10 protein-coding genes are annotated in these 24,971 nt (G+C 59.7%); all 10 read left to right on the forward strand.

The annotated features are described in order from the left end of the window. Positions 1-264: 264 nt before the first annotated feature. Complete coding sequence (locus QA643_RS36855; protein WP_283035052.1) at positions 265-5,397, forward strand: DUF3320 domain-containing protein; 5,133 nt, start codon at positions 265-267, stop codon at positions 5,395-5,397. Between the two features lie 78 nt (positions 5,398-5,475). Next, a complete protein-coding gene (locus tag QA643_RS36860) occupies positions 5,476-6,654 on the forward strand; it encodes a DUF6361 family protein (RefSeq protein WP_283030617.1) in 1,179 nt (392 codons plus the stop codon). Next, positions 6,644-8,497 carry a phospholipase D family protein gene (locus QA643_RS36865; protein ID WP_283030618.1) on the forward strand — a complete coding sequence of 618 codons (1,854 nt, stop codon included), beginning with the start codon at positions 6,644-6,646 and terminating at the stop codon, positions 8,495-8,497. The genes QA643_RS36860 and QA643_RS36865 overlap by 11 nt, the downstream gene beginning before the upstream one ends. Beyond that, on the forward strand, positions 8,487-11,663 hold the full coding sequence (locus QA643_RS36870; RefSeq protein ID WP_283030619.1) for a helicase-related protein: 3,177 nt from the start codon (positions 8,487-8,489) through the stop codon (positions 11,661-11,663). The genes QA643_RS36865 and QA643_RS36870 overlap by 11 nt, the downstream gene beginning before the upstream one ends. A 471-nt stretch (positions 11,664-12,134) precedes the next feature. Next, complete coding sequence (locus QA643_RS36875) at positions 12,135-12,284, forward strand: transposase (RefSeq protein ID WP_283035053.1); 150 nt, start codon at positions 12,135-12,137, stop codon at positions 12,282-12,284. Between the two features lie 773 nt (positions 12,285-13,057). Next, on the forward strand, positions 13,058-14,107 hold the full coding sequence (locus QA643_RS36880; protein WP_283030620.1) for a Druantia anti-phage system protein DruA: 1,050 nt from the start codon (positions 13,058-13,060) through the stop codon (positions 14,105-14,107). After that, on the forward strand, positions 14,108-15,769 hold the full coding sequence (locus tag QA643_RS36885; protein WP_283030621.1) for a hypothetical protein: 1,662 nt from the start codon (positions 14,108-14,110) through the stop codon (positions 15,767-15,769). It begins immediately after the preceding gene. Next, positions 15,762-17,867, forward strand: coding sequence for a hypothetical protein (locus tag QA643_RS36890; RefSeq protein ID WP_283030622.1), 2,106 nt, complete (start codon positions 15,762-15,764; stop codon positions 17,865-17,867). Before QA643_RS36885 ends, QA643_RS36890 begins: the two co-directional genes overlap by 8 nt. After that, a complete protein-coding gene (locus tag QA643_RS36895; protein ID WP_283030624.1) occupies positions 17,864-18,958 on the forward strand; it encodes a hypothetical protein in 1,095 nt (364 codons plus the stop codon). The genes QA643_RS36890 and QA643_RS36895 overlap by 4 nt, the downstream gene beginning before the upstream one ends. Beyond that, complete coding sequence (locus QA643_RS36900; RefSeq protein WP_283030625.1) at positions 18,955-24,495, forward strand: DEAD/DEAH box helicase; 5,541 nt, start codon at positions 18,955-18,957, stop codon at positions 24,493-24,495. The genes QA643_RS36895 and QA643_RS36900 overlap by 4 nt, the downstream gene beginning before the upstream one ends. Positions 24,496-24,971 lie beyond the last annotated feature (476 nt).

Here is a 24,971-nt window from a genome sequence, read left to right on the forward strand (position 1 = left end):
ATTGCCTATGTCCTCCCGCCGAAGAGTTTCGAGCGCTCCGGGCAGATGGTCCGCGGACCAAGCGACATCCTAGCGCGCAAGGTGGGCACCTGCCTCGATCTCACGCTGCTCTACGCCTCCTGCCTCGAGCAGGCGGGCCTCAACCCGGTCATCGCCCTGACCGAAGGCCACGCATTTGTCGGCATCTGGCTGGTCGACGAGGATTTCTCCGGTCTCGTCATCGACGATCCTCAAATGTTGCGCAAGCGAGTGCAACTGGAGGAAATGGTCGTGGTCGAAACCACGCTGCTGACGGGCGCGCACCCGGCGCGCTTCAAACAGGCGGTCGTGGCAGCCAACAAATTGATCGCCGAGGACGCCGCCTCGCCATTCGAGCTTGCCATCGACGTCCGTCGCGCGCGTAGCGCCAAGATACGTCCGCTCGACCTCTCCGGCTCGGCCGAGCCTGCGATCCGACCCGTCACCGCCTCCGCGGCCGCCCAGGAAGTCGGCGAAGTTCCGCAGTTTGAAGAAGATCTCGACAAGCGTCGCGAACCGGTGCCCGAGAAGAATCTCGACAGGCTCGAAATCTGGAAGCGCAACCTTCTCGATCTGTCGCTCAAGAATCGGCTGCTCAACTTCAAGGACTCCAAATCGACCATCGCGATCGACTGCCCCGATCCCGCGATGCTCGAGGATAGACTTTCCGACGGCGACCGTTTCAAACTGCTTGGAAAAACCACCGTGCTCGACGGCACGGACGGACGAGACACGACGCTGCTCGCTGAGCGTCAGAACGAGGAGGCCCGCAAGGCTTTTATCCTCGACGCGATGAAACGGGGCGACCTGCACACCAACATAGCCGACTCCGAACTTGATGGCCGACTCACCGATCTCTACCGGGCTTCGCGGCTCGCGTTCGAGGAGGGCGGCGCAAATATCCTTTATCTATGCCTCGGCTTCCTCATATGGACGCCTCAGGACGGTGCCGGGCCGTACCGAGCACCGTTGATCTTGATACCCGTACAGCTCGAACGCAAAAGTGTGCGCTCGGGCTTTCGTCTCGCGCTGCACGAGGACGAAGCGCGCTTCAATCCGACTCTCCTGCAGATGCTGAAGCAGGACTTCGATCTGGCGATGCCGGAGTTCGACGGTGAACTGCTGCAGGACGCCACCGGCATCGACGTTACCGGGATATGGAAGGCCGTTCGGCGCCACATCAAGAACATCAAGGGCTGGGAGGTGACAGAGCAGGTCAAGCTCGCGACTCTGTCCTTCACCAAATACCTGATGTGGAAGGACCTGGTTGACCGCACCGATCTGCTCAAGCGCAATCCGGTTGTCCGCCATTTGATCGATACCCCGACCCACAGCTACGAGGGCTCCGGGGCGGGCTTCATCGACGCGCGGACCATCGACGAGATCGTCGATCCGGCCGAACTGTTCGCTCCGCTCTCCGCCGACTCCTCGCAGATCGCTGCGATCGTCGCCGCCCAGCGCGGTGCCGACTACGTGCTGTTCGGCCCGCCCGGCACCGGAAAGAGCCAGACGATCGCCAATGCCATAACGAACTGCCTTGCGCACCAGAAGACCGTGCTGTTCGTCTCACAGAAGACCGCGGCGCTCGAAGTAGTAAGGCAGCGCATGCAGGCGATCGGATTAGGCAACTACTGTCTAGAGGTGCACTCGACCAAGGCCCAGAAGTCGAGCGTGCTGGAGCAACTCGCGACAGCCTGGCGAGAGCGCAATCTGGTCACCGAAGAACACTGGTCGACGGCCGCCGGCGAACTGAAGAAGAGGCGTGATCAGTTGAACAGGCTGGTCTCGGCCCTGCACCGCAGGCGCGCGAACGGCATGACGGCCTACGAGGCCTTCGGGCGCGTGATCGCGGATCGCAACCGGCTCGCCGACATCGAGTTGACTTGGCCGGCTGGAACCGTGCATTCGCCGGGGCAACTCGCCCGGATGCGCGAGAGCTGCGCGGACATCCGCACCGCATTGGAAGCGGTCGGCGACCCGTCGGTCCACCCGTTGCAGGGTATCGAGCAAACTCGCTGGAATCCCGCCTGGGCGCAAGCACTGCAGCAAGCGGTCGATCGGATGCAGGCAACGCTGGAGCAGACGCGCGAGGCGGCGGACTCACTCCTCACCTCCCTTGGACTGAACGAAGTCGCCGACGACAGTTCGTTGCCGCAACTCCTCAAGCTCGTCGCACTGATGCTGAATCAGGACGCCGCCGATGGCGTCCTGCTCCTCAACGAAGAGGCTCCTCATCGTATCCGAGCACTAAGTGCCCTGGCCGACATGGTCGGTCGCATCCGGAACAAAGCGTCTGAGCTGTCGACCGAATACGATTTCAAGGCCGCGTTCCTCGACTTATCGGCCCTACAGCGGGACTGGACCGAGGCCTGCGCATCCAACGTATTGCTGCGCGGCGGCCGTAAGAAAAAGGTCCGTCTCCATCTTCAGCCGTACTGCCCGGGCGAGGTGCCCGACGAGATCGGACGCGACCTCATCGTCCTGCAAGACCTGTGCGATCTGCTTCGCGGAATGGAAGCGCTCAAACCGCATTTCCGAGACATCGAACGGCTGTGGCGGGGGCTCGATAGCGACCCGGAGCGCATCGCTTCCCTGATCAAATGGGCGCACGACCTGCAAACCGCGGTCGATGCCTTCCACGTCGACGACGTGACGCCGCAACGGATGACCGCCCACGTCGCCGGGCTCCTCGCCCGCGACATCTCGCGCTTCCGTTCCGGAGGTCAGGTTCGCAGGGCGTTCGACGCCATGCAGCAGGCCTTCCCGGCCATGTACCAGGCGGCCAAGGACGTCGGGACCTGCATTGGCCTCGATCGTCCTTCGGAGATCATTCGGTTGGAGCCCGGCTGGATCGACGCGTTACAGGAACGGTCGGCGCGGTGGCGGGCCAACATCATGAAGGCGCCGCAATGGGCGACGTGGCGGGCGGCGGCGAAGGCGGCGCGCGCCGCCGGGCTTTCCCCGCTGGTCGAGGCCGTCGAGGGCGGCCGCATCACGCGCGACGAACTCGTCGGCGCGTTCGACTACGCCTATGCACGCTGGGTCGCTGAGACCATCGTCAACGACGACGAGGTGCTCAGCGGCTTTCTAGCCGAGAGGCACGAGGCAGTCATCGAGGCCTTCGTCGCCGCCGACGAGAAGGTCGGCGAGTTGGCCAGGCAGATCGTCAAGGCGCGGATCGGAGCCGCGGTGCCGACCCAGACGAATTTCGGCAAAGACCCGGAATGGGGCACGCTGGCGCGCGAGATCAACAAGAAGGCGCGGCACATGCCGCTGCGCCAGCTCTTCGGGCGAATTCCGAACGTCATGACCCAACTCGCGCCCTGCATCATGATGAGCCCCCTTTCGATCGCCCAATACCTTCCGGCTGAAGCTAAGCCGTTCGACGTCGTGATCTTCGACGAGGCTTCGCAAATCCCCGTCTGGGACGCCATCGGCGCCATCGCGCGGGGCAGCCAGGTGATCGTCGTGGGCGATCCGGAACAGCTTCCGCCGACCAGCGTCGGCCAACGCGGTGTCGATGACGAGGACGATGATGGTTCGACCGTGCAGAGCCAGCAGAGCATCCTCGACGAGTGCCTTGCCTCAAACATTCCCAGTATGCGGCTGTCCTGGCACTACCGCAGCCGTCACGAGAGCCTGATCGCGTTTTCGAACGCTAAATACTACCGCGGCGAACTGATGACCTTCCCGTCGCCGGTGACCCGCGACACTGCGGTCCGCTACGTTCACGTCGAGGGCGGCATCTACGAGCGCGGCGGCGCCAAGGTGAACCGCAAGGAAGCCGAGGCCGTGGTTGCCGAGGTTGTCCGGCGCCTGAAGACATCGACGAAATCGATCGGTGTCGTCACGTTCAACGGCGATCAGCAGCGGCTGATCGAGAACATGCTCGACCAGGCGCGACGAAGCGATCCGGCACTTGAGCCCCATTTCGACCGGAACCAGACCCGCGAACCGATCTTTGTCAAAAACATCGAGAACGTTCAGGGCGACGAGCGCGACATCATTATCTTTTCGGTGGCGGTCGGCCCCGACAAGATCGGCCGAATAACCGCGCAGATCTCATCCCTCAACAGCGAGGGCGGTCACCGGCGGCTGAACGTCGCAGTTACCCGTGCGCGCAGCGAACTTCTGGTGTTTGCGACGCTACGCCCGGAACAGATCGACTTGGGCCGCACCAGTGCCAAAGGCGTGGTCGATTTCAAGCACTTCCTGGAATTCGCCGAGCATGGCGCCCGCGCCATCGCCGAAGCCTTCTCTACGACAGGTCGAGAAACGGAATCGCCCTTTGAAGATGCCGTGATGGACGCGCTGCAGAGCCGTGGGTGGGAGGTTCACCCTCAGGTCGGCGTGTCGTTCTTTCGGATTGATCTGGGCATCGTGCATCCCGATTTTCCGGGACGCTACCTCGCCGGCGTCGAATGCGACGGCGCCACCTATCACCGCTCGGCGACGGCCCGCGATCGCGATCGCCTGCGCGAGATGGTCCTCACCAGCCTCGGATGGCGGATCCGGCGTATCTGGAGCACTGAGTGGTGGATGGATGCCTCGTCAGCGGCAGACAAGATCCATGCGCGCCTGACGGCCGATCTCGAAGCCGACCGCGCGTCGCGGCCTCCAGCCGGCTCCGTGGACGAGGCGATCGATACTGACGCGTCGACAGATAAGCAGATGCCCTTGCCCGGCGCTGAGGATCCACCGGAGGAAGCTCAGGTCATAAATTATGAACCACCGCTGAATCCTACTTTACCAATCGAATCCGAACCGCAGCATCCACCGCACGCCCCTCCTGATCCGGCGAACGACCGCGAAGCTATCGAGGTGCCAAGGATGTACGCGCGCGGACCGACGCCGGCCGTAGCGGACCCTGCCGCGATTCCGGGCAGCTACGCCAAGGCCGACCCGAGCACCGTCGCGGCACCCGATCGCGAGCGCTTCTACGACGTCTCTTATCGTACCAACCTCCGCAGGATGATCGATCATGTGGTCGAGATCGAGGGACCAATTTATTTCGACGTCCTGATCGACCGGATCGCCCGCTCCCACGGCTTCCAGCGCTCGGGCGAAAACGTGCAGCGGGTCATTCGTTCGGCGCTCGGACGAGGCCGCTTCCCTGTAACCCGGGACGGCGATCGAGAGATCATCTGGCCGCAAGACGCCGCGCCCGGCGCCAAGTCGCCCTATCGCCAGGCCGGGGGCCGCGAGCACGGCGACGTTCCGTTGCCCGAACTGGCGAACCTTGCCGATTTCCTTCGTACACGGGGCCTTGAGGATGACGAGGACCTGATCCGTGGCATGCAGGAACATTTCGGACTCGGTCGTTTGGCAACCTCGACGCGCCAACGTTTCGAGGCCGCCATAAGGTCTAGTGAGAACTGAGCAAGAGCCGGCAGTCCATTCGAGATCTCCCAAACACATCACACATTTGACCCGTCTCTTAATTGGACCTACGCGCGCATGTCATCTCTTGCCTGGATCGATTTCGACGAAGCCGAGCGCCAGCGCGCAGAGCGGATCATGGCACTCTTTCAAGAGCGCGAGGGCCGCGACGAGCTGGGCTTGGGCGCCATACGCGATTCGATCGCGGATCACCTCTTTCCAGGGACGAGCACGATCCAGACGCGCTTGCGGTATATGCTTTTCATTCCGTGGGTCTTCCGTATGCTGGAAGGGCGGGACGTTCAGGAAAACCAGCTTCGTGTGGAAGCCCGAGCCTTAGAAATTCGCCTCGCCGACGCGCTAAGGGCTGGTGGCGAATCGAACGGCATCATCGGCCGCGACGCCGGTCCGCGGCTGCAGCGGCTGCCTAGCTCGGTCTATTGGGCCGGTCTGGGCGCTTGGGGCATTCGTCTCTTTCCGGGCTCCATAGATAGCCTTCTTAGCTCTCTGCGCGGCCTGAAGCGACTGCGCGTGTCGTACGACGGCGAGGACGCCAGCGCAGTTCCACGGGCCGCGGCGATCTGGAGTCAGGCCTTGCCGCAGCCCCCCAAAGACTTGCTCGAGCGCGCCGTCTTTCGACTGACCGGCGACGAAGCGCAGTTCATCATCGATCGCCTTGTCGCTACCCAACCAGCGGCGCTCCTGACCCTCCTGGCGCGCGATGGCATCAATGCGGAGTGTGACCATATCTGGACACATCCACATCTTGCGTCGTTCCCGGCGCATGCGCGCCGCCTCGTCCGCCACGGCGAGATTTTCTCGCATGTGATGCATGGGGCGGCACTCCTCTACAATCTCGCGCTGAGCGAATTGCGCAGCCGGGATGATTGGGCTGCGGACTATCGCGAACGCATTGCGAGCTGGGCCGCCGGACTGGATCTTTCCGTCGTGCGCAGCTGGTCGCTCGATGACTTCTGGAACGCCGTTGAGCATCCCGGCCATAGCATCCGGCCTGCAGCCAAGCGCTTCGTGATGCAATGGCTCGAACTGGTGATCGAGGGTACAACGCGAATTGCGTTGTCATCCGCTGCGCGGCAGCTGGTGGAGGAGCGTGAACGCCGATTGAAAACCAGCCAATCGCGCTACACCAACCACGCTGTGCGCGATCGCTGGACCGGTGCCTCCGGCGTCAACCGCCTCAACTTTCGCTGGAGCCAAGCGAAATCGCATTTGAAGGACCTGGCCAATGCTGAATAGGCGCAGCCTCGATCCCGAACAGCGCACCCTTTACGGCGCTAATCTTCAACCGCCCGCCGGCTACGTCTTCGACGCTGCCGTCGCCACCAGTTTCTCACTGGACCTCGAGACGGCGCTCGCCGTCCCGGTCAGCCTGGCGCTTTTTGCCGCCGAGAACCGCGACGACATTCTCACCCATCCCTTGGCGCTGCTTGAAGGAGCTGAGCGCATTGCCGGTCGTCTCCTAATCTTCACCGATTCCGGACATATCCAGGCGCACACGCGGCCGCATTCTCGCCTGTGCTCACTGCTCGAACGGATCATCGTGGAGGTGGCGGCCCCTAACGGAGGTGCTTTCCATCCCAAGATATGGGCACTCCGCTTCAAGCCATTGCGCTCGGATGATCCGATTCGCGTTCGCCTGCTAGTGCTGTCGCGCAATCTCACCCGCGATCGCTCATGGGACATCGCCCTGACGCTTGACGGCGTGGTCGCAAAAAGGCCGCAGGCTCTCAATCGCCCATTAGTTGATCTCATTCGCCGATTGCCAGATTTGGCAATCGCAGGCCTGCCCAGCGGTGCTCGCGACCTCACGGAAGAAATTGCCGAGGACGTGCGCCGCACAGATTGGAGCCTACCCGCGCCTTTTCAGAGCGTCGCCTTCGCTGTGAACGGCCTCGGGGGCAAGCAATGGCGTCCAGAACCCTGTGCCCGGATCGGCGTGATCTCGCCCTTCTGCGACGACCAAGCGCTATCGATGCTTGCAGGCCTGGGTACAGAGAAACCCGTTTTTATCGGCCGCTCAGATGAACTCGCTATGGTGCCTGGTACAACGCTTGACCGTTTCGGCCGGGTAGCCGTGCTGGACGAGATGGCGGCCACGGAAGACGGCGAGGATGCCGACGCCACTGCTCTCCACGGGCTGCATGCCAAGGCTTTCATCGCGGAGACGGGCTGGGATACGGCGATTACAGTCGGATCCGGTAATGCCACACGCCCCGCTCTTCTGTCAGGAAGCAATGTAGAAGTCTTCGCCACCCTAACTGGCAAGCGTTCACGCGTGGGCGGTGTTGAGGAGATCTTGGGAGACAAGGGGTTTGGTCGGCTAACCCGTCCCTTTGTACCTGATGAACTGTTGGCCGTGGGTTCAGCCCAGCGTGCTGCCGAGGCACGGCTTGATGCAGTTCGCCGCGAAATTTGTCAGAACGGCTTGAAACTTCAGTGCGAGCGCACCCAGTCGGCCGATGACAGATCTCCGCTCTGGCGCGTTTGGCTGACGCCGTCCGCACCGCTTGCACTTCTCGGTATCAGCGGCCTCCGCGTATGGCCCATAACGCGGGGCGAGGGTCATGGCAAAGACGCCCTTGAAATGCTGCGACTGGGGGAGCGGGTCGACCTCGGCGCGATGCCGCTGATTGATCTGACTTGCTTCCTCGCTTGCTATCTGACCGATAGAGATAGCGAGGCCTCTATTTTGTTTAGCACCGGGCTCGTCATTGAAGGGCTTCCATCGGAACGGCACGCCGCCATCCTACGCTGGGTGATCGACAGCAAGGAGGCGTTCTTTCGGTATCTTAGGCTGCTTCTCTCCGAGCTCGGCGATCCGTTCGCCGCCGCGCTGGCCGCCCAGGATCGATCCGGTCGCGGCGCGTGGCGCACGGCCGACGACGACGCCCCACTCCTTGAGGAGATGGTGCGCGCCTTCTGCTGGGGCGGTAATCACCTCCGGGCGATCGAACGGTTGATCATACGATTGGAAACTGTCGAGCCGGGTGAGGTAGACCCAATCCCAGCCGAATTCCGGACACTGTGGAGCACATTCCGGCTTGCGCTCGACGCTCAGGGGAGCGCTCATGCAGAATGAACGATTCCGCGCTGCGCCCGCATTGGCGCCGCTGAAAGCCTTTCAGCGCCGTACCGTCGACTATGTGTTTGATCGGCTCTACGGGGCAGACGATCCCGTGCGCCAGTTCCTGGTGGCCGACGAGGTGGGACTCGGCAAGACCATGGTCGCTCGCGGCATCATCGCCCGGATGATCGAGCATCTGTGGGACAGCGTCGGAAGGATCGATATCCTCTACATCTGCTCCAACCAGGCGATTGCAGCGCAAAATCTCAACCGCCTGAACGTCCTCGGCCGCCGCGAACTGGCCCTGCCAACCCGTATGACCTTGATTCCGCTACAACTGCAGGAGCAGGAGGGGTTCGCCGGTTATCAAGAGGGACTCGACGCTAATAAAGTAAACTTCGTCAGTCTGACTCCCGGCACCACATTCGATCTCCGATCAGCGACTGGGGTTACACAAGAGCGCGCCCTTCTGCTGCACCTGTTGAACGACCTCGTCTCTCGCCCCCGCGGTCTTCATAACCTGTTGCAGGTTACCGCCGGCGTCGATGGCTGGAATCGGGCTGTCGATGGCCTGAGTCTGAAGGGTGTCGAGGAGCAAATTATCGAACGTTTCCGCCGCGACGTGCAGACCGATCGGGATCTCTTCCAGGAATTGGAGCGGGTCTGCGAGATGTTTCCGCGTCGTCGGCACGAATATCCCGCGGAATTGACGCAACCTCGCAACAACCTCGTCGCAAGGCTACGCGTCAAGCTATCCCACGCCTGCGTGGATGCGCTCCAGCCCGATCTGATCATCATGGACGAGTTCCAACGCTTCCGCGATCTGCTACACGGCGATAGTGACGCGGCAATGTTGGCGCGCAAGCTGTTCGAGTACTCTGCTGGCGACGGTCACGCTGCGCGTACCTTGCTTCTATCCGCCACGCCCTATCGCATGTTGAGTCTCGCCGGCGACGAGCCGGAGGAAGGCGATCATTATCAGGATTTCCTAGAGACGTTGAGCTTTCTGTACGGCCGTGACAAGGGCCCCGAGATAGCCGGCATACTTGCGGGCGAGATGCGTGCCTTTCGGGGATTCCTGCACGGCCTTCCCGCATCACACGCAACTGCAGTCAACACGCGCAAAGCGATCGAGCAACGCCTACGCCAAGTGATCGCGCGCACCGAACGCGTCGCCAGTACCGTCGATCGCGACTCCATGATGGGCGAGCCGCCCATCACCGTCTCCGTGGCGCCGGTCGATCTCGTACAGGCGGCCGCAGTCTCGGGGGTGGCGCGCGTGCTCGATGCGCCTGAGATCATCGAGTATTGGAAATCGGCGCCGTATCTCCTCAACTTTATGCGACACTACAGTCTAAAGCGCCTGCTGGAGGAGAGAATGGATGCGCCCTCCGCCGCGCTGCGCGATGCGATATTGGCCGCCCGACCATCGATGCTCGATCGCAACCTACTCGACTCCTATGCACCGCTCGACCCGGCCAACGGCCGTATGCGCGCGATCGTGGACGACATTTTCGGCGCAGGCCTCGAACAGAACCTCTGGATCCCACCGGCGATGCCCTATTACGGGATTCAAAGGTCGGAGCCGCCCCTCACCAAGGCGCTAATCTTCTCCTCCTGGTCCATGGTGCCCGATGCCATCGCTGCGCTTCTGTCTTATGAGGCCGAACGGCGCATGGGTGTAGGCGAATCCGGCCGACGCTATTTCGATCAGCACCGCTTGCGGCCGTTGCAGTTTCGACAAGACCAAGGTCGACTGGCCGGACTGAGGGCGCTGCTGCTGATCTATCCGTCCCCCACACTGGCCGAGATTGCCGATCCGCTCTCGGTGTTCGCCGAGCGTCACCAATCGCTCTCGCAGCAAGCGATGCGCGAAGCCATAGCCGGCCGCCTCCAACCAGCGATTGACGCGCTTAAGCACGCCGCCGTTCAAGGTGACGAGGCAACCATCGCCGAATGGGCCGCCCCCGCGCTGATCGACCGTCTGCTGGGCTCCCGCGCCAATGTTTGGCTTTCGGCGCCGGGCGGATTAGCCGCATTGGCCGGCGAAGAAGGTTTCCGCGAACATGTCGCCGAACTAGGCAGTGCGGCGAAAAGTGACTTCGGCGCCGTTCCTCATGACCTCCGCGATCTGCTCGTTGACGTCGCACTCGGCAGTCCTGCGGTGTGCGCGCTTCGCGCCCTGCGCCGGATCGCGCCGGAGCTTGCTTGGGACGACACACGGTTGCTGAGCGCCGCCTCCGAGGTCGCCTGGGCGTTCCGCACGCTGTTCAATCAACACGATGCCGTCGCCCTGCTCCGACGTGGCGCCGAAGATCGCTACTGGCATCGTGTTCTGACCTATGGCGTCGACCAGAACCTCCAGGCGGTCCTGGATGAGTACGCTCACTATCTCGTCGATGCGGAAGGCCTAGGTGCTCAGCCCCCACAGGAACGGGCCGCAGGAGTAGCCCGCGCGATGGCCACGGCCTTGTCCATCCGTCCCTCACAAATCGACGTGGATGACCTTCGCGTCGAAGGCGACGCTCTCAAAATCAGCAAGTTCCAAATGCGCGGCCGTTTCGCAATGCGCCTCGCTGACTATCGGGATGAGGAAGGCGCCGTTGCACGCCTTGGCGGCGTGAGGGACGCGTTCAATTCGCCATTTCGGCCCTTCGTTCTCGCCACCACATCCGTCGGCCAGGAGGGACTGGACTTTCACCCATATTGCTATCGCGTTTACCACTGGAATCTTCCGGGCAATCCGGTCGATCTGGAGCAGCGCGAGGGACGCGTTCACCGCTTCAAAGGACATGCGATCCGTCTAAATCTCGCCGAGCGCCAGGCTGCGGTCGTGCGTGGAAGCGGCGACGCATCCGTCGATCCCTGGATGCGAATGTTCGACAGAGCCCGCTTCGAGACTGCTGTCGACACGGATCTCATCCCTTATTGGATCTACGAAGGCTCGGTCCGGGTCGAAAGGCGGGTGCCCGTGCTGCCTTTCAGCCGCGAGGTCACACGCTTAGCGTGGCTCAAACATAGCCTGACGGTTTACCGTCTGGCCTTTGGTCAGCCGCGGCAGGACGACCTGTTGACGTACCTTAATACGCTGGCCGGCACGGGTGTTTCAAATGACGACTTGCGCGAACTCCAAATCAGTCTGGAGCCTACTGATCCTACTTCACAGAGCGACAATCCTTAGCAAACTTATCGGGCCAGATGCCACAGAGCGTCCAGCGAGCCAACATCTCAGGGCTATCGAATCATGCCTCTGCGAGGTCTCTGCCCGGCTGGCAACCTGTGTCAAAGCGTTTTGTTGCTTCGCGGTCGACTTCTAAGGGAGGTGTTAATCTATAGCATCGCTTCCGCCAGTTCCCTGTCATTCGATCGCAGGCCGGATGGATCGATCGCAGAAGCCGACGACGCCAGATTGGTCGCGCCCGACTGGAAGAGCGACATCACTCCGGAAGGAGGCCGACCGTTCCGCCTACCTACAGCAGCCTTCCAGGCGACCGGAGTACGGCTGAGCGGTCGTTTACATGACGTTTGGTCGCGTCGATTAGGCAACCCGTATAATCGCCGGCGTCGACCGTGGTCAGTTCGACCAGATCTAGGCCGATGCCTGCGTCGGCTTTAGCAGGCTCTACGAGCCATTCGCAAGGGCGGCCCGATCATCGAGGCCGCGTGCTGGGCGCACTGCAGGCGCAAGTTCTTTGATCTCGCGCGGCTCAGCAAGGCGCCGATCGCGGCCGAGGCGGTCAAGCGCGTCGATATTCTGTTCGCCATCGAGCGCGAGAAGTGTCGGACCCTATTCCGTCGGTGAGCGTCGCCCCTCCGCCGCCGCTTTCAGCCAACTGCCTGACGTTCAGATTCGCCAAGCGAATGTTATGGCATATGCTGGCCAACTGATAAGCTTTGCGACCAAACCTTATCAGTCGACCCGTCGGACGATCCCCACGCGCGAACGACGCGGGCGGTGGCAGCGCAAGCAAAGCGTCGGCCATGCGGCGACCGGCCATTTCATACCATTTGTAGCCGTCGCGATCTCGCCGCCTCCGCCATTGGTGTAGGACCAGACCTCCGCCCCGTTCGGCCTCGACGCGTTGGGCGGCGGTTTACCGGCGCGAATCGGACGAGCATTCGAAAAGGCGGGGAATGTCTGTAAGGGGCCGCAGCGGCTGTTGTCGGGGCGACCGCCAGGATTGTGGTGGGCTGGGCTGACAAGGAGAATACTGGAGGCGCTATAGACGACATCCCCAGCAGCAATGGATGTGGGTTCCTACGACCAAAGGTTAAGTAGCCAACAGAGCCACTGAAGTGCATCCAGGATTTCGGTAGCCGTCGGGACGAAGAATCACTGGCCGCTACCCACGGTGGCAAATAGTTGCTAAAAGCATACAAGGCTGGGGGGCCTTGTGAATGAATAATAAGTCGTCCGTTGTTTCTGCGTTTACGCCCGAAGCTCTTCTCAAGCGAAAAATCCGCACTCATCTTCGGAAACTGGGATTTCATAAGTCCGAGGATGGCTCCTTGGTCCCGCCGTCCTCCTCCAAAGAGACTGTCCGGGCTCTCCATTCCGATCAACGGAAATCGGGATTGAAGTCGAACCGTGCCTTCGTTCAGCGAGTCTATCCGAAGCTGAAGCAATACTTCGCAGAAGGGAAGGACATCGACCCGGAGAGGATTGCACCCGAGCTCGAGCTCATTAAGTCCCACACTTGGCAATCGGATCTTTTCCGGCTCGCCAGTCTGTCGTGGTCAGTACCCGTCTCGAATGGGTTCGGCCGCCGACTGCGATATCTCGTTTGGGATCGCAGCAATGGCAAGCTGATGGGCATCATTGCGATTGGCGATCCCGTCTTCAATCTGAAGGCCAGGGACGATCTTTTTAAGTGGTGCGTCGCGGATAGGGGTAAGCGCCTCGTCAACATGCTGGACGCCTATGTCCTCGGTTCGATTCCGCCCTACAATATGCTCCTTGGTGGAAAGCTCGTTTCGTGTCTCGTTCGTTCGCGAGAGGTGCGCGATGATTTCACCGAGCGATATGGCTCGACGCGAGGCATCATTTCGAAGAAGAAGAAGGGAGCGCAGTTGGTCGTTGTAACGACAAGTTCGTCGCTAGGAAGGTCGTCGGTCTACAATCGCCTGAAGCTTGGCGAACAAAGCTATTTCCGATCGATTGGATTTACCCAGGGATGGGGCCACTTCCATGTACCCGAAACTCTCTTTCTGGAGCTCCGCGATTATCTTCGCACGAAGGGACACCGATATGTCGATGGCCACGGTTTCGGGCAAGGACCCAACTGGCGCCTGAGAACGATTCGCGCGTCTTTCGATGCTCTCGGCTTTAAGGCTGACCTGCTGCGCCATGGCATTGGCAGAGAGGTATTCGTCTGCGAGCTCGCACAGAATGCGCACAAGATCCTACGCGGAGAAGCGGTCAAGGCCAACTACCGCGGTCTTAAGTCCGTGGCGGAGATCGCCGAGTTGGCGCGTGCGCGTTGGATTGTTCCGCGAGCAGAGCGGCGACCTGAGTTCCGAGCGTGGACGCATGAGGATTTTCGTTCTCTCGTTGTGACGCAAAGATCGAAAACAGACATAGCAAAGCAGGCAACGATACCGTTTCGGAACCAAGCGAGCGGGTAAATGTACTGGGCCAAGGAGCGACGAGGCGGAAAGATTATCCCCGCCACCCGGGCGAAGCACTGGGGCGACTACGTGTGCCCAACTTGCAAGGCAGCCGTATCGCTCCGCTCGGGCCGCTACCGCGCAGAGCACTTTGCGCATATGCCCGGGCAAGGGAAGCCGGACTGCGAGGAATTTCACTATTCGGGTGACTTGTCGTACGATTGGTCGCAGACCACTGCAGTCCCACAGCCCAAGGTTGTTGATCCTCTTCTTCTTTGCATTGAACTCGAACCGGAGAAGGATTCGAAGGCCGCAAGAAATTGGCGGTTGCGGCTGAACGTTCCCCGTGCGCCAGACGCCCATGGTCAAATCGCAATCGACTTGGGTTCTAATGACACACGCAAGATCAGCCTTACCAAGCTCGCACTCGGGTCTGAGACATACACTGTCAACCCTGCAACATCTGAATTCGGCGCAAGCTGGGTCAGCCATGAAGTGTGCCAGGAATACCGCGAAGCGGTGACGCATCGCATTTCCGGCCTGAGTGTGGACTTCATAAATGTTTTTGGCGCAGCTCACGCCAAGCTGAAGTCGCGCACATATGCGCTGTTCTGGGGCTCCAGCTACTACCTTGTGTGGCGCGCCGATCGCCAAATCGTTTTACCCGCGGGACTGTCCGCGCGATATCTGGCGCGGAGCCAGAATTGGGATTGTGTACTTGTCGCCCTCCCCCACGCAGGGGACCAGGAGATCGAGGCCTGGTTCAGCGAGCATTGCGACCTTTCTATTGGCCGCAGCACCCGGGATTGGGCCCTCGTTTATCCGCCACTTTTTTCTTTGGGTGTCGACGGTGAGGTTCATGTCCCACCGAGCGAACACATTGTCCTTGCTCTCCGGTCCACCGATCCCAGCCAGCCCGGCGAATTGACTTTCACAACAGGGCGATCCAATGCGACCGTCGAGCTTCGGAACGGCGGACGCGACCACTACCTTGTCGTTCGCGGAAGGGACTCGGCAACGGAGAACGCCATCCATGTTAGCTGGGATGAGACATTCGTTGGCACGCTCGCTCCAAAAACGTACTCCGATGTTGACGAGATATGCGTTGTCGCAGCTTCCGAAGGGCCTCGGGGAAAAAAGAGAGCAGCTCTCCACACGACCTCTGGCCGAGAATTGCTGTTCGAAATCCGCGAAGGCAGCGCCTTCTTGACGGAGATGCATGCGCATTCTTCGCTCAGCGGCGTTTTGCGCTGGAGAACTCAAAATGGGGCTTGGCAGGAGCAATTGATAGCGTGCACCGGAACCGTGTCTGACTTCAATGCAAGGCTGCCTGACGAACTCCTCAAGGCTCTGAACGACACACTGCGAAATACCTCATCTGATATTGATCTCGATTTCGGTCCATTCGGGAGATTTGCGGCTTCCGCTGTGCCGCGTCCGTCCAATAGCGAGAATCGTCAAGGACTAGCAATCCCGGCCGCACTTCGGGCACGCATCGAGTGGCTCGCTCAAAGCTGCCGCTCCTATCAGAATACGGACCATTATTGCTTGCGCGCGATGACTGACGCGATGCTGCTTGCCCATTTTGGTGATCTTAGAGTCCCGTCCACTTTGATCGGGCATCTTCGCTCAATTCAGCGGGACGTTGAGACATTGCGAACTGATCGATCCCATGGCTGACCGTCATAATTCTACGCACGATCGCATTGCTCCAGGCCCTGAGGCAAAGGCGCGCATTCAGACCCTCGGCGAGAAAGACTTCCTCACCTTCTTCGACGAACTACCCGTCGCAGGCATGCAGCGGGTCTCCCGCCTGCTCCCCAAAATTCATGGCTTTCGGCCGACGAGCAGCCTTGGCATTTCACAACAAAAGGCGGCGCTTGCTCGCAGATTGAGCCGCCCCAACGCATCCGACCGGGACTTTCATAACCTATATCTCATTTGGCGTGAGTGGGTGGATGCCAAATTCAAGAATGCCGCGACGGTGCAGGAGTTAATCGACCAGGTGGAGGATGCACCTGAAGGTACTCTGGACGAAGAAGCGCGGCGTCTTGCGACCGAGACCAAGGTTGATGCGCTGTTCGCGAAGCTCAATGAGGACTCTCGGCTGAACCTTTGCACGCGAGAGCTGATTGAACGCTTCATGGCCTTTAGCCCTTTGCCAGAAACTGCTGTCTCCCAGAAGATGATCTCTTCTTCAAAAGCGGCGTCTGACGTTGAACGCGATTTAAAATTCAGTGATGTGCCGCAGCGACTGCAACGAACCGAAAGCGAACTGAAGGAAACGAGAGCTAGTCTCGAGGCCGCGACCGAGCGCATTGATCAAAATGCGCGGTCACTCGCCCATGCGTTGTCCGAGATCCGAGAGCTTCGGACCACGACCACTCAATCAAGGCAGGAGATTGATCGCATCCGCGCTGACTTCCAGCAACAGATGGGTGAGTTGACGCGCCTGCGCGATAGCGTGAGCGCGAAGGACAAGACGACAGAAACGCGACTGAAGACGCAATCCGACAGCGTTGAGGAACTTCGTACTCGATTTTCGTCATTTGAGGCTCAAGTCCCCGATATGAGCCGCACACAGGAAACACTTGCCAAATTCTCGGTGGTGATGGTTGACGCTTCCGCACGCGAGCAAACGCTAAGCGCGAGCGTCACACGCATTCAGTCCGAGTTGGAGCTGTTGACACGCGATCTCATCACGTTGAGCGAAGACAGAACGCTCAGTGACAAGATCGTCGCGATTGCCACCCGCGTTACGGATTTAGAAGCTAAGCCGGGCGCGGGCGCGACCGGGACTGCGGATCAGGCACCCGGCCATGTCCAATTTGGCCGCGGCGGTACTTCTTCAAGGCTTCAATGGGACTCGCTTTCCGATCCGAAAGAGGCTTGCAAGAACCTGGAAGCGATTAGTCAAATTGGGCTGGCATTTTCTGAGGCCCTGCAGGCTGTGGGTTTGCGAAAATCTGCCGCCGAGGTCTTCGGAGAAGAATGTGCTGCCAGCTTCGCCGCCCGTCAGGCGCTGTTCTTCAAAGGATCTTTTGCGGGCTATGTCGCCAGAGGGCTCGCGCGCTCGATCGGAGGACATTCAGTCGCGCGAATATCACTTCCGGTTGGCCTCGATAGCGATATCGAATTGCGTGCGGCCATCAACTCAGCCTTCCAGAACGGTGCGGGCATTGGCGCGATCGTGCTTGACGGCGTCGATTTGGTTCCCTTGCCGATCATTCGCGAAGCAGTTTTGGATTGCCTGACCGCACGTCAGAAGGTTCTGGCTGATCGACGGATTGCCGTATTCGGCACTTTTGCGGGAGGCGTTGCTTCGCTGCCGATCGAGAGGAGCCAGTTCGAGCTCGGCCCTGTTTTTGATCTTGATTTATTGGATTGGCGAACCGGCTACACGGGCGAATTCGCTGTCGAGTCTGGTATGGTTTCGGCGGCTGCGGATGCGGCTATTTGGAGCGAATTGGCGAAGCAGTCCGCCGATATCGAAGAAGCCTCCCGGCTTGCACGAAGGTTTGTAAACAGGCGGGAACCGGCTGTCGAGCGAGCGATACTGAACGCGTTCCGCGCGCTCAGTCTGGCGCGAAAGCGTACCGGCGTGACGCCTGTCCAATCACTCTTTTATGGATGGCTTTTGCCTTATTGGCATGCGCTTGGGGTCACAAAAGATCAGGTTGACGAGGAGGTGGACTCAGGAAAGGACGGGTCTGCCGTCGATCCGCGCCTTGCGGCCGTGCTGTCGATCGATTTCTCACAGGACGGCGGTCGCTTATGATCAAGATCGAAGAGCAGCCTCAGGAGAGAATCGAAGCCGTTCTCGCCGGCATCATGCGTTGCCCGCAGGATCGGTCCGCAGTGATTGCAAGCAGCGTTGCAGAACAAATTCGAGCGGTACTCTTTGGCGCGATGAGCAGCGATCGAACGCAGGCGGTTCATACGCTTCGTTTGCTTGCCACGGCCCGCCGCGCGGTGGATGTTGCGTGGCCGATTGACTCCGATGTCTTCAATTCCTTTCGCCCTCCGCCAAAGGAAGACTACAGCAATGACATATTGCGTCGCTTAGCAACCCTCGGAGACGCCTGGGATTCTGGCAAAGGACAATGGATCGCAACGCCGCTGAGAATTGTTACATCTGATCAATCGGCTCATGCGCTCATACTTGGCTCAGCACCGATGGGTGCGGTCGAAGAAAGGCTCGGCACGGACGTTCTGTGCGCCGGCACCGCTCGGTTCATATCAACAATAAGTTTGAAAGAACCGCGATTAATCCAGGATGTTGACGACTGGCTTGGCCCTGCGCAACCCCTCGATCTCTGGACGGCGAACTTCATTTCCGCTGCCGAAACGAGCATGGAGAAGGTGGGCGGTCTCCTGGTCGATCAGCTTGAGGTCTACGGCCCTGATATTTTGCGCGCCCAGCGGCGAAGTGGGCGCTGGATCTCGGTGGACCAGGTTTCCCGACCCTTGGATGGGATTCGCCTGTGCCGCCCCAAGGGGCGCTACGCCCTGCAATATGATCGGCCGTTCTATCTCGGATATTTCGAATACAGGGATGGATCGCATGTGCTTCAACGCCATGCGGCAGTCCCGCACGATGTAAGCTTACGGCTTCGATTTGGTTTGGATAGTCAACTTCGTACACCCCGGCGCTTCGTGCTGGTTCTCAAGGGTGATGCCTTTACGATCGAGAAGCCGCTCACGCTGCCTGAGCCCGAGAGTCGGATCTACGCCCTGGGATGGCGGCCACGCGTGAGTGCCTCCGGTGACGAAACGCTGACGTTCCACAGCCATGCGCTGCCTTTGGTGCTGCGCGCACTGGAGCGGTTATCGATAAATCCGACCATTTCACGGAGACCGGTTGAATGACTCGTCCTGCTGCAAGCTCCGACCATGGTGTCCACGCCACTGTTGACCGGCTTACGGAAAGTCTCCGATCCTATATTGAAGCCCAGTACCATATTCGGGATGAGAGCCTCATTCGAGAACGCCGCAAGCTGCTCGAGGAACACGGCGCGGTCAGCCAGGTTCCGTTTGTTGAGTCGACACCTGTTTACGAACTCGGCAAGACCTACGATAGCCTTGCGCTGCCTGAGCCCGCGAAGGACGTTCTAACGCAACTCGCGGGGCTGAATGTCGGTCTGTATCCCAGGCCCTATGTTCATCAAGCAACGTCCCTTGAAGCGTTCTTCGCGCGTAAGACTGACCTCATTGTAGCAACCGGCACAGGCTCGGGCAAAACTGAAAGCTTCCTGATGCCCATCATTGGGCAGTTGGCAGTCGAAGTCGCAGAGCGCCCCGGATCGGCGGCTCTTCCCGGCGTCAGGGCGCTGCTCCTCTATCCAATGAATGCGCTTGTGAACGACCAATTATCGCGAATTCGGCGGCTGTTCGGAACCAAGGATGCCTCCGAAATCATCCGGCGCGGCCGCGCACTGCCGGTCCGATTCGCCAGCTACACGGGCCGCACGGCTTATCCAGGCCCAAGGGATTCTCGGCGTGACACGGAACGGATAGAGCCGCTCTTCGAAGAGTTCTATCTTCCCATTGTTGCAGAACCCGAGAAGGAGGCCGAGCTTCGCGCTATCGGGCAATTGCCGGAGAAGGATCTCGCTGGCTTTTTCGGCAAGCAAGCGGAGCAGATGCAGACCACGCGAACCGGAAAACAGATCAGGCGACGAAACTGGAAGAACCGGCTTCTGACACAGGTCAATGACCGTGAGCTGATGACGCGTCACGAGACGCAGACGCGATGCCCCGAACTTCTGGTGACGAACTATTCGATGCTCGAATACATGCTTATGAGGCCGATCGAGCGTCCCATTTTTCAGCAGACACGCGAATGGCTACAGGCCGACTCTGCGAATGAGCTCATCATCGTTCTCGATGAAGCCCACATGTATCGGGGCGCGGGGGGCGCTGAGGTTGCGCTTCTTCTTCGCAGGCTGCTCTCTCGGCTGAATGTATCGAGAGAGCGCGTCCGGTTCATATTGACGAGCGCCAGCTTGGGCAGCAGTGAGGAAGCGACGAGAGCTATCACACGGTTCGGTTACGACCTTACGGGCTTGGCAGACCAGAGCCCGCGGACATTCGAGGTTATCCGCGGCGCCCGAGAAGAGCGGATGGGTGAGAGGCAGGGGACAGAGCAGGAAGCTGCCGCGCTGGACGCGTTCGATTTGGAGGGCTTTGAAACATATGCGACTAATCAGGCCGGTGCACGGGCCGTCGTCGCAGCACTGAGCTCACGACTGGGCTGGCCCGTCCTTTCCGCAGATGATGATTTAGCCGACTACCTTTTTGCGAATCTGACAGGCTTCGGGCCGGCCGAACGGCTCATTCAGTTGGTCGCTGGGAAAGCCATGCCATTGCCAGAGTTGCAGAATGGACTGTTTGGCGACAACCGGCACGCAGAAGGAGCGACAGCAGCGCTAATCGCAATTGCAACCTACGCCCGTCGAAAGGTCGACAAGCGTGTACTCCTTCCAACGCGCCTGCACATGTTCTTTAGAGGTTTGCCGGCGCTGTTCGCGTGCATCAACTCCGAATGCCAGCATGTGCGCGAACGTCATTCGCGACCCGTTTTAGGGAGGCTCCATACGCACGCCCGCGAGCGATGCCAATGCGGTTCGCGCGTGTATGAACTTTCCACACATCGCGAATGTGGAACGGGATTCATTAAGGGGTACATGAGCGGCCCGCATGGTGATTTCTTGTGGCATCAGCCTTCAGGCCTCCTTCGGGAGGGACAAGAAGCTCCATTGGCCGAGGTCGAACTGCTGGTTGACGGTGAACCGCATAGGGATCGAGCCGACAGGTGCATTTCGGCATGGCTTGACGTGAAGAGCGGAAGAGTGTTGCACGCCTCTCCCGGGAATACCGACGGGTTCCGGCGCGTATTCCTTCCAGAAGATGATAACTGGTCGCGGAGCGTTCGGTTTCCCTCCTGTCCTGTTTGCCGCAGAACCACCTTGCGGAGCGGTCGGTCAACGATCATGGATCACTCCACGAAGGGCGAAGCGCCTTTCGCTAACCTTGTGAAAACCCAGCTTGATGCGCAACCAGCCGTCAGGGAAGAGACACGTCTCTTTCCCAACGGTGGCCGAAAAGTTCTGCTCTTTTCGGATGGCCGTCAAAAGGCTGCGCGCTTGGCACGCGACATCCCGCGGGAAGTCGAACAGGATATTTTCCGGCAAGTCTTAGCTGTTGCCGCAGCCCGGCTTCGGCACATTGGACGGGAGCCGCGTCCAAATGTCCATTTGTATATTGCTGTTCTCACCGTCTTGCGGGACTTCAACTTGCCGATGTTTGATCGCAACGACGCTCGGCAAATCGAGAACGAAATCGAGCGCCTGAACCGGGACCATGACGGGGAGGACCTGGCAGAGCTTCTATCTGATTTTGCCCCTTCGGATACTCCGGCGCGCTACAAGGTCGCGCTGCTCAAACAGCTTTGCGGGCGATATTATTCACTTTCGGGCACTTCTGTTGGCATTGTGCTTCCCATTGCCCGCGCTCAAGAGAAACTGAGACGAACGTTGCGCGCCGCAGTCGCGTCGCTCTCCGACAATGATATCGACGACCTTGCCGCCGCCTGGATTTCAGAACTGTGCGACCGGTTTGCCCTTGATCGGGAGATACCGGCGGCAATCCGCTCAATGGCCGCGGGCTTCTGGTCGGCGGACTGGGGAAGCGATGGCAAGTTCGAACGCACACTTCGGACTCGGTTATCCCGCATTCTGGGGATCGCTGAAACCGACGTGCCGGCGATTGAAAACCACATCATGGGTGAGCTCGCCTGGAAGCACAACAACAATGCTTATTTCCTTGATCCGAGTAAGGTCCGAATTCATATAGATCTCGCGGCTCCGTGGTACCAGTGTCGCGAGTGTACGGAGCTTGCACCCTTCACGATCCGGGGTCACTGCGTATCCTGCGCTTCGACCGAACTTGACACTCTCGACCCACAAGCGAGCGAATATATCCGCGCGCGAAAGAGCTTCTGGCGTGACCCCGTTCAGCAGGCTCTTGGTCCTCAGGGAAAGCTTAGGAGTATTTCAGTCGAAGAGCATACCGCTCAATTGTCCAATCGCGACAATACGCGGGTTCACGCGACCACCGAAAAGTTCGAACTGCGCTTCCGCGACATTCAAATCGAACCCCGCGACCGCCCCATCGACGTTCTCAGTTGCACAACCACAATGGAGGTCGGCGTCGATATTGGCTCCCTTGTCGCGGTCGGGCTTCGAAACGTCCCGCCACAGCGTGAGAACTACCAACAAAGGGCCGGGCGAGCCGGACGAAGAGGCTCGTCCGTATCGACCGTTCTGACCTACGCGCAGAACGGTCCGCACGATAGCTACTACTACGACAATCCCAAAGCCATTGTCGCTGGTCCGCCTCGAAATCCGGACATTAAAATTGACAACCCGAAGATCGCTCGCCGTCACGTAGCCTCCTATTTGTTGCAAACTTTTTTCCACCGCTATATGGACGAGCACAACATCACGACCGGAAATCAAACGTCCGCTTTGTTTCGTGCTTTGGGCAAGGCAAGCGACTTCTTCTTCGGAGACGAGAATAGTGGACCCAGCTTTGGAGCGTTCAAGCTGTGGGTCGATCAGAACGTTATATCGGCAATTGGCTCCAATCGCGCACAGATAAAATCGTGGCTTCCGTCCTCGTTGCGTGTCCCTGGCGGCGACCTCGACTTGTGGATTGGCGGCGTTGCACGGGATCTGATCGCGGCTCTCGAAATTATAAAGTCAGAGATGCGCCCTCCTTCCACAACCGCCGCGGCCCCACAGCCGGACGGTAATGACGACGAGGGCGCCAGCGTCGATGACGATCGCAACGCGCTGGGCGACGAAGAGTTGCTGGAATTTCTGTTTAGCCGCGGAATGCTGCCGAGCTATGCCTTCCCGACGGATTTGACAAGTTTCCTCGTAGAGAAGCTCGTGAAACAGAAGAACGGCAGCGAATGGAAGATGGAGATTATCGAACGGCCTCAACAGGGGATCAGCAAAGCACTTAGCGAGTATGCCCCAGGTCGGTTGATTGTGATCAATAAAGAGACTTATCGATCCGGAGGTGTCGTTGCCAACGTCCTCCCGACCGAGCATGACCGTGCAGCCGAATTGTTCGATGAGGTGGCTGAACTGGTTCACTGCAATACATGCAGCTTTGTCCGCGATCTCAAGAATGAAGATGCGACAGAGACCGAATGTCCGGTTTGCAGTGGGACGCTTGAGCGAACGCGAATGATCGAACCGCAGGTATTCTTGCCGGAGGGTGGACGCGCACTTCCCGAGGATGACCGGGAGCAGGAAATCACATACGCGACGGGCGCCCAGTTTCCGGTGCCTGTCGGCACAAACGATTTGCCGGAAATGCAGCCATTAGGACCAAGGCTCGCGTTCGCGGTGACCGCTGACCGAGAACTCGTGACAGCAAACAAGGGACAGATCCAGGATGACGCATCGGCGGGATTCTGGATTTGCGAGAAATGCGGGCGAGCGGAGACCGAGCGGCCAGTTGGGGCCCCACATGAGCGGCCTTATTCAATCGAGTATGGATTCAATCAGCCAAAGCCCAGCCGCCTCTGTTCGGGCGCTTTCCACAACGTCTTCTTGGGGCACGTGTTTTCGACTGACCTCCTTTTGATGCGCTTCACCGTTGCGCCTCCAATGGCAATCGACACGAACGATCCGGTCGTCCTTCGGGCGATTGAGGATGCACTTTACTCGATATCGGAGGCACTACGTCTCGCCGCCAGCAGGCATCCGCAATTGGATTTGGACCCATCGGAGTTTGGCTCGGGTTTCCGTATCGTCCCTTCAAACGAGGACGATCAGCTTTTCCTGGATGTGTACTTGTACGATACCTTGTCAGGCGGCGCGGGCTACGCCGAGCTTGCAGGCAAGTACCTGACCGAGATTCTGAAGGATGTGCTTCACTTGCTGGAACATTGTCCCACAAGCTGTGACCGCTCATGCGAAAGCTGCCTGCGTCACTATCACAACCAGCACCTGAAGGATCGGCTTGACCGGTTTATTGGCGCTCAGTTGCTGAGATACGCTCTTTCAGGCGAGATCCCGCCCGAGCTTACTACGTCAGCGCAGGCTCAGAATTTGGAAGGCCTCGCGAGGCTCCTGCAGCTCGACGGCTTCAGATGCACACTAGTGGCCACAGTGGAAGGGCAGACGGTACCTTTGCTGGTCGAACGGAACGGACGTCGTGCTGTCGTCGGAACACAATCAGGGCTGCTGGAGACTGATTGGGATGGGCATTCGCTGGCTGCGCTGTTCACGCGGGGCAGCACGCAGGGGCGCGTATTGAACGACTTCATACTCAGGCGGAATTTGCCAGATGAACATCAACTCATCCGGTCGATATTCCCTTCACCCTGACCTAAGCGCTCGATAGCTCGAGACCGTTCACGGTTGGCAGCCAAAAACAGCGCGCTCGGTAAGAAGAGCGAATAAACCGCTTCCAGCGGCTGAGAAGCGCTTTCAGAGGATGCGATCTCCGCTGCCGGGTGTGGGTTGCGGGCGCCGCATTTGTGCCTATGACCTTCAAGTACCTGACGGACAAACGTGGTGTAGCTTCAACGAGCGAGACGGATCAGCTTCTGTTAGAAACCTTATCAGTGCCTGAGCGCACAGTTGCGCGTCGGCATGCATTGGCGAATCCCGCAAACTCCGGATCGGTCGGTATCGAATCGGGAGTCGTTCCTATCAATTAGAAGGAGGTGGATACGCAAACCGCCGCAACATTCTCCCGAACAAAGCGGCAAATCCTCTGAATTTTTGGGCGCTCAAAGTACGGCCGCCTCAAAAGGCTGGCGGAGCGAGCGAGATTCGAGCTCGCGTTATTGGCTTAGTAA

The organism is Bradyrhizobium sp. CB3481, assembly GCF_029714305.1.
Taxonomy (GTDB): Bacteria; Pseudomonadota; Alphaproteobacteria; order Rhizobiales; family Xanthobacteraceae; genus Bradyrhizobium.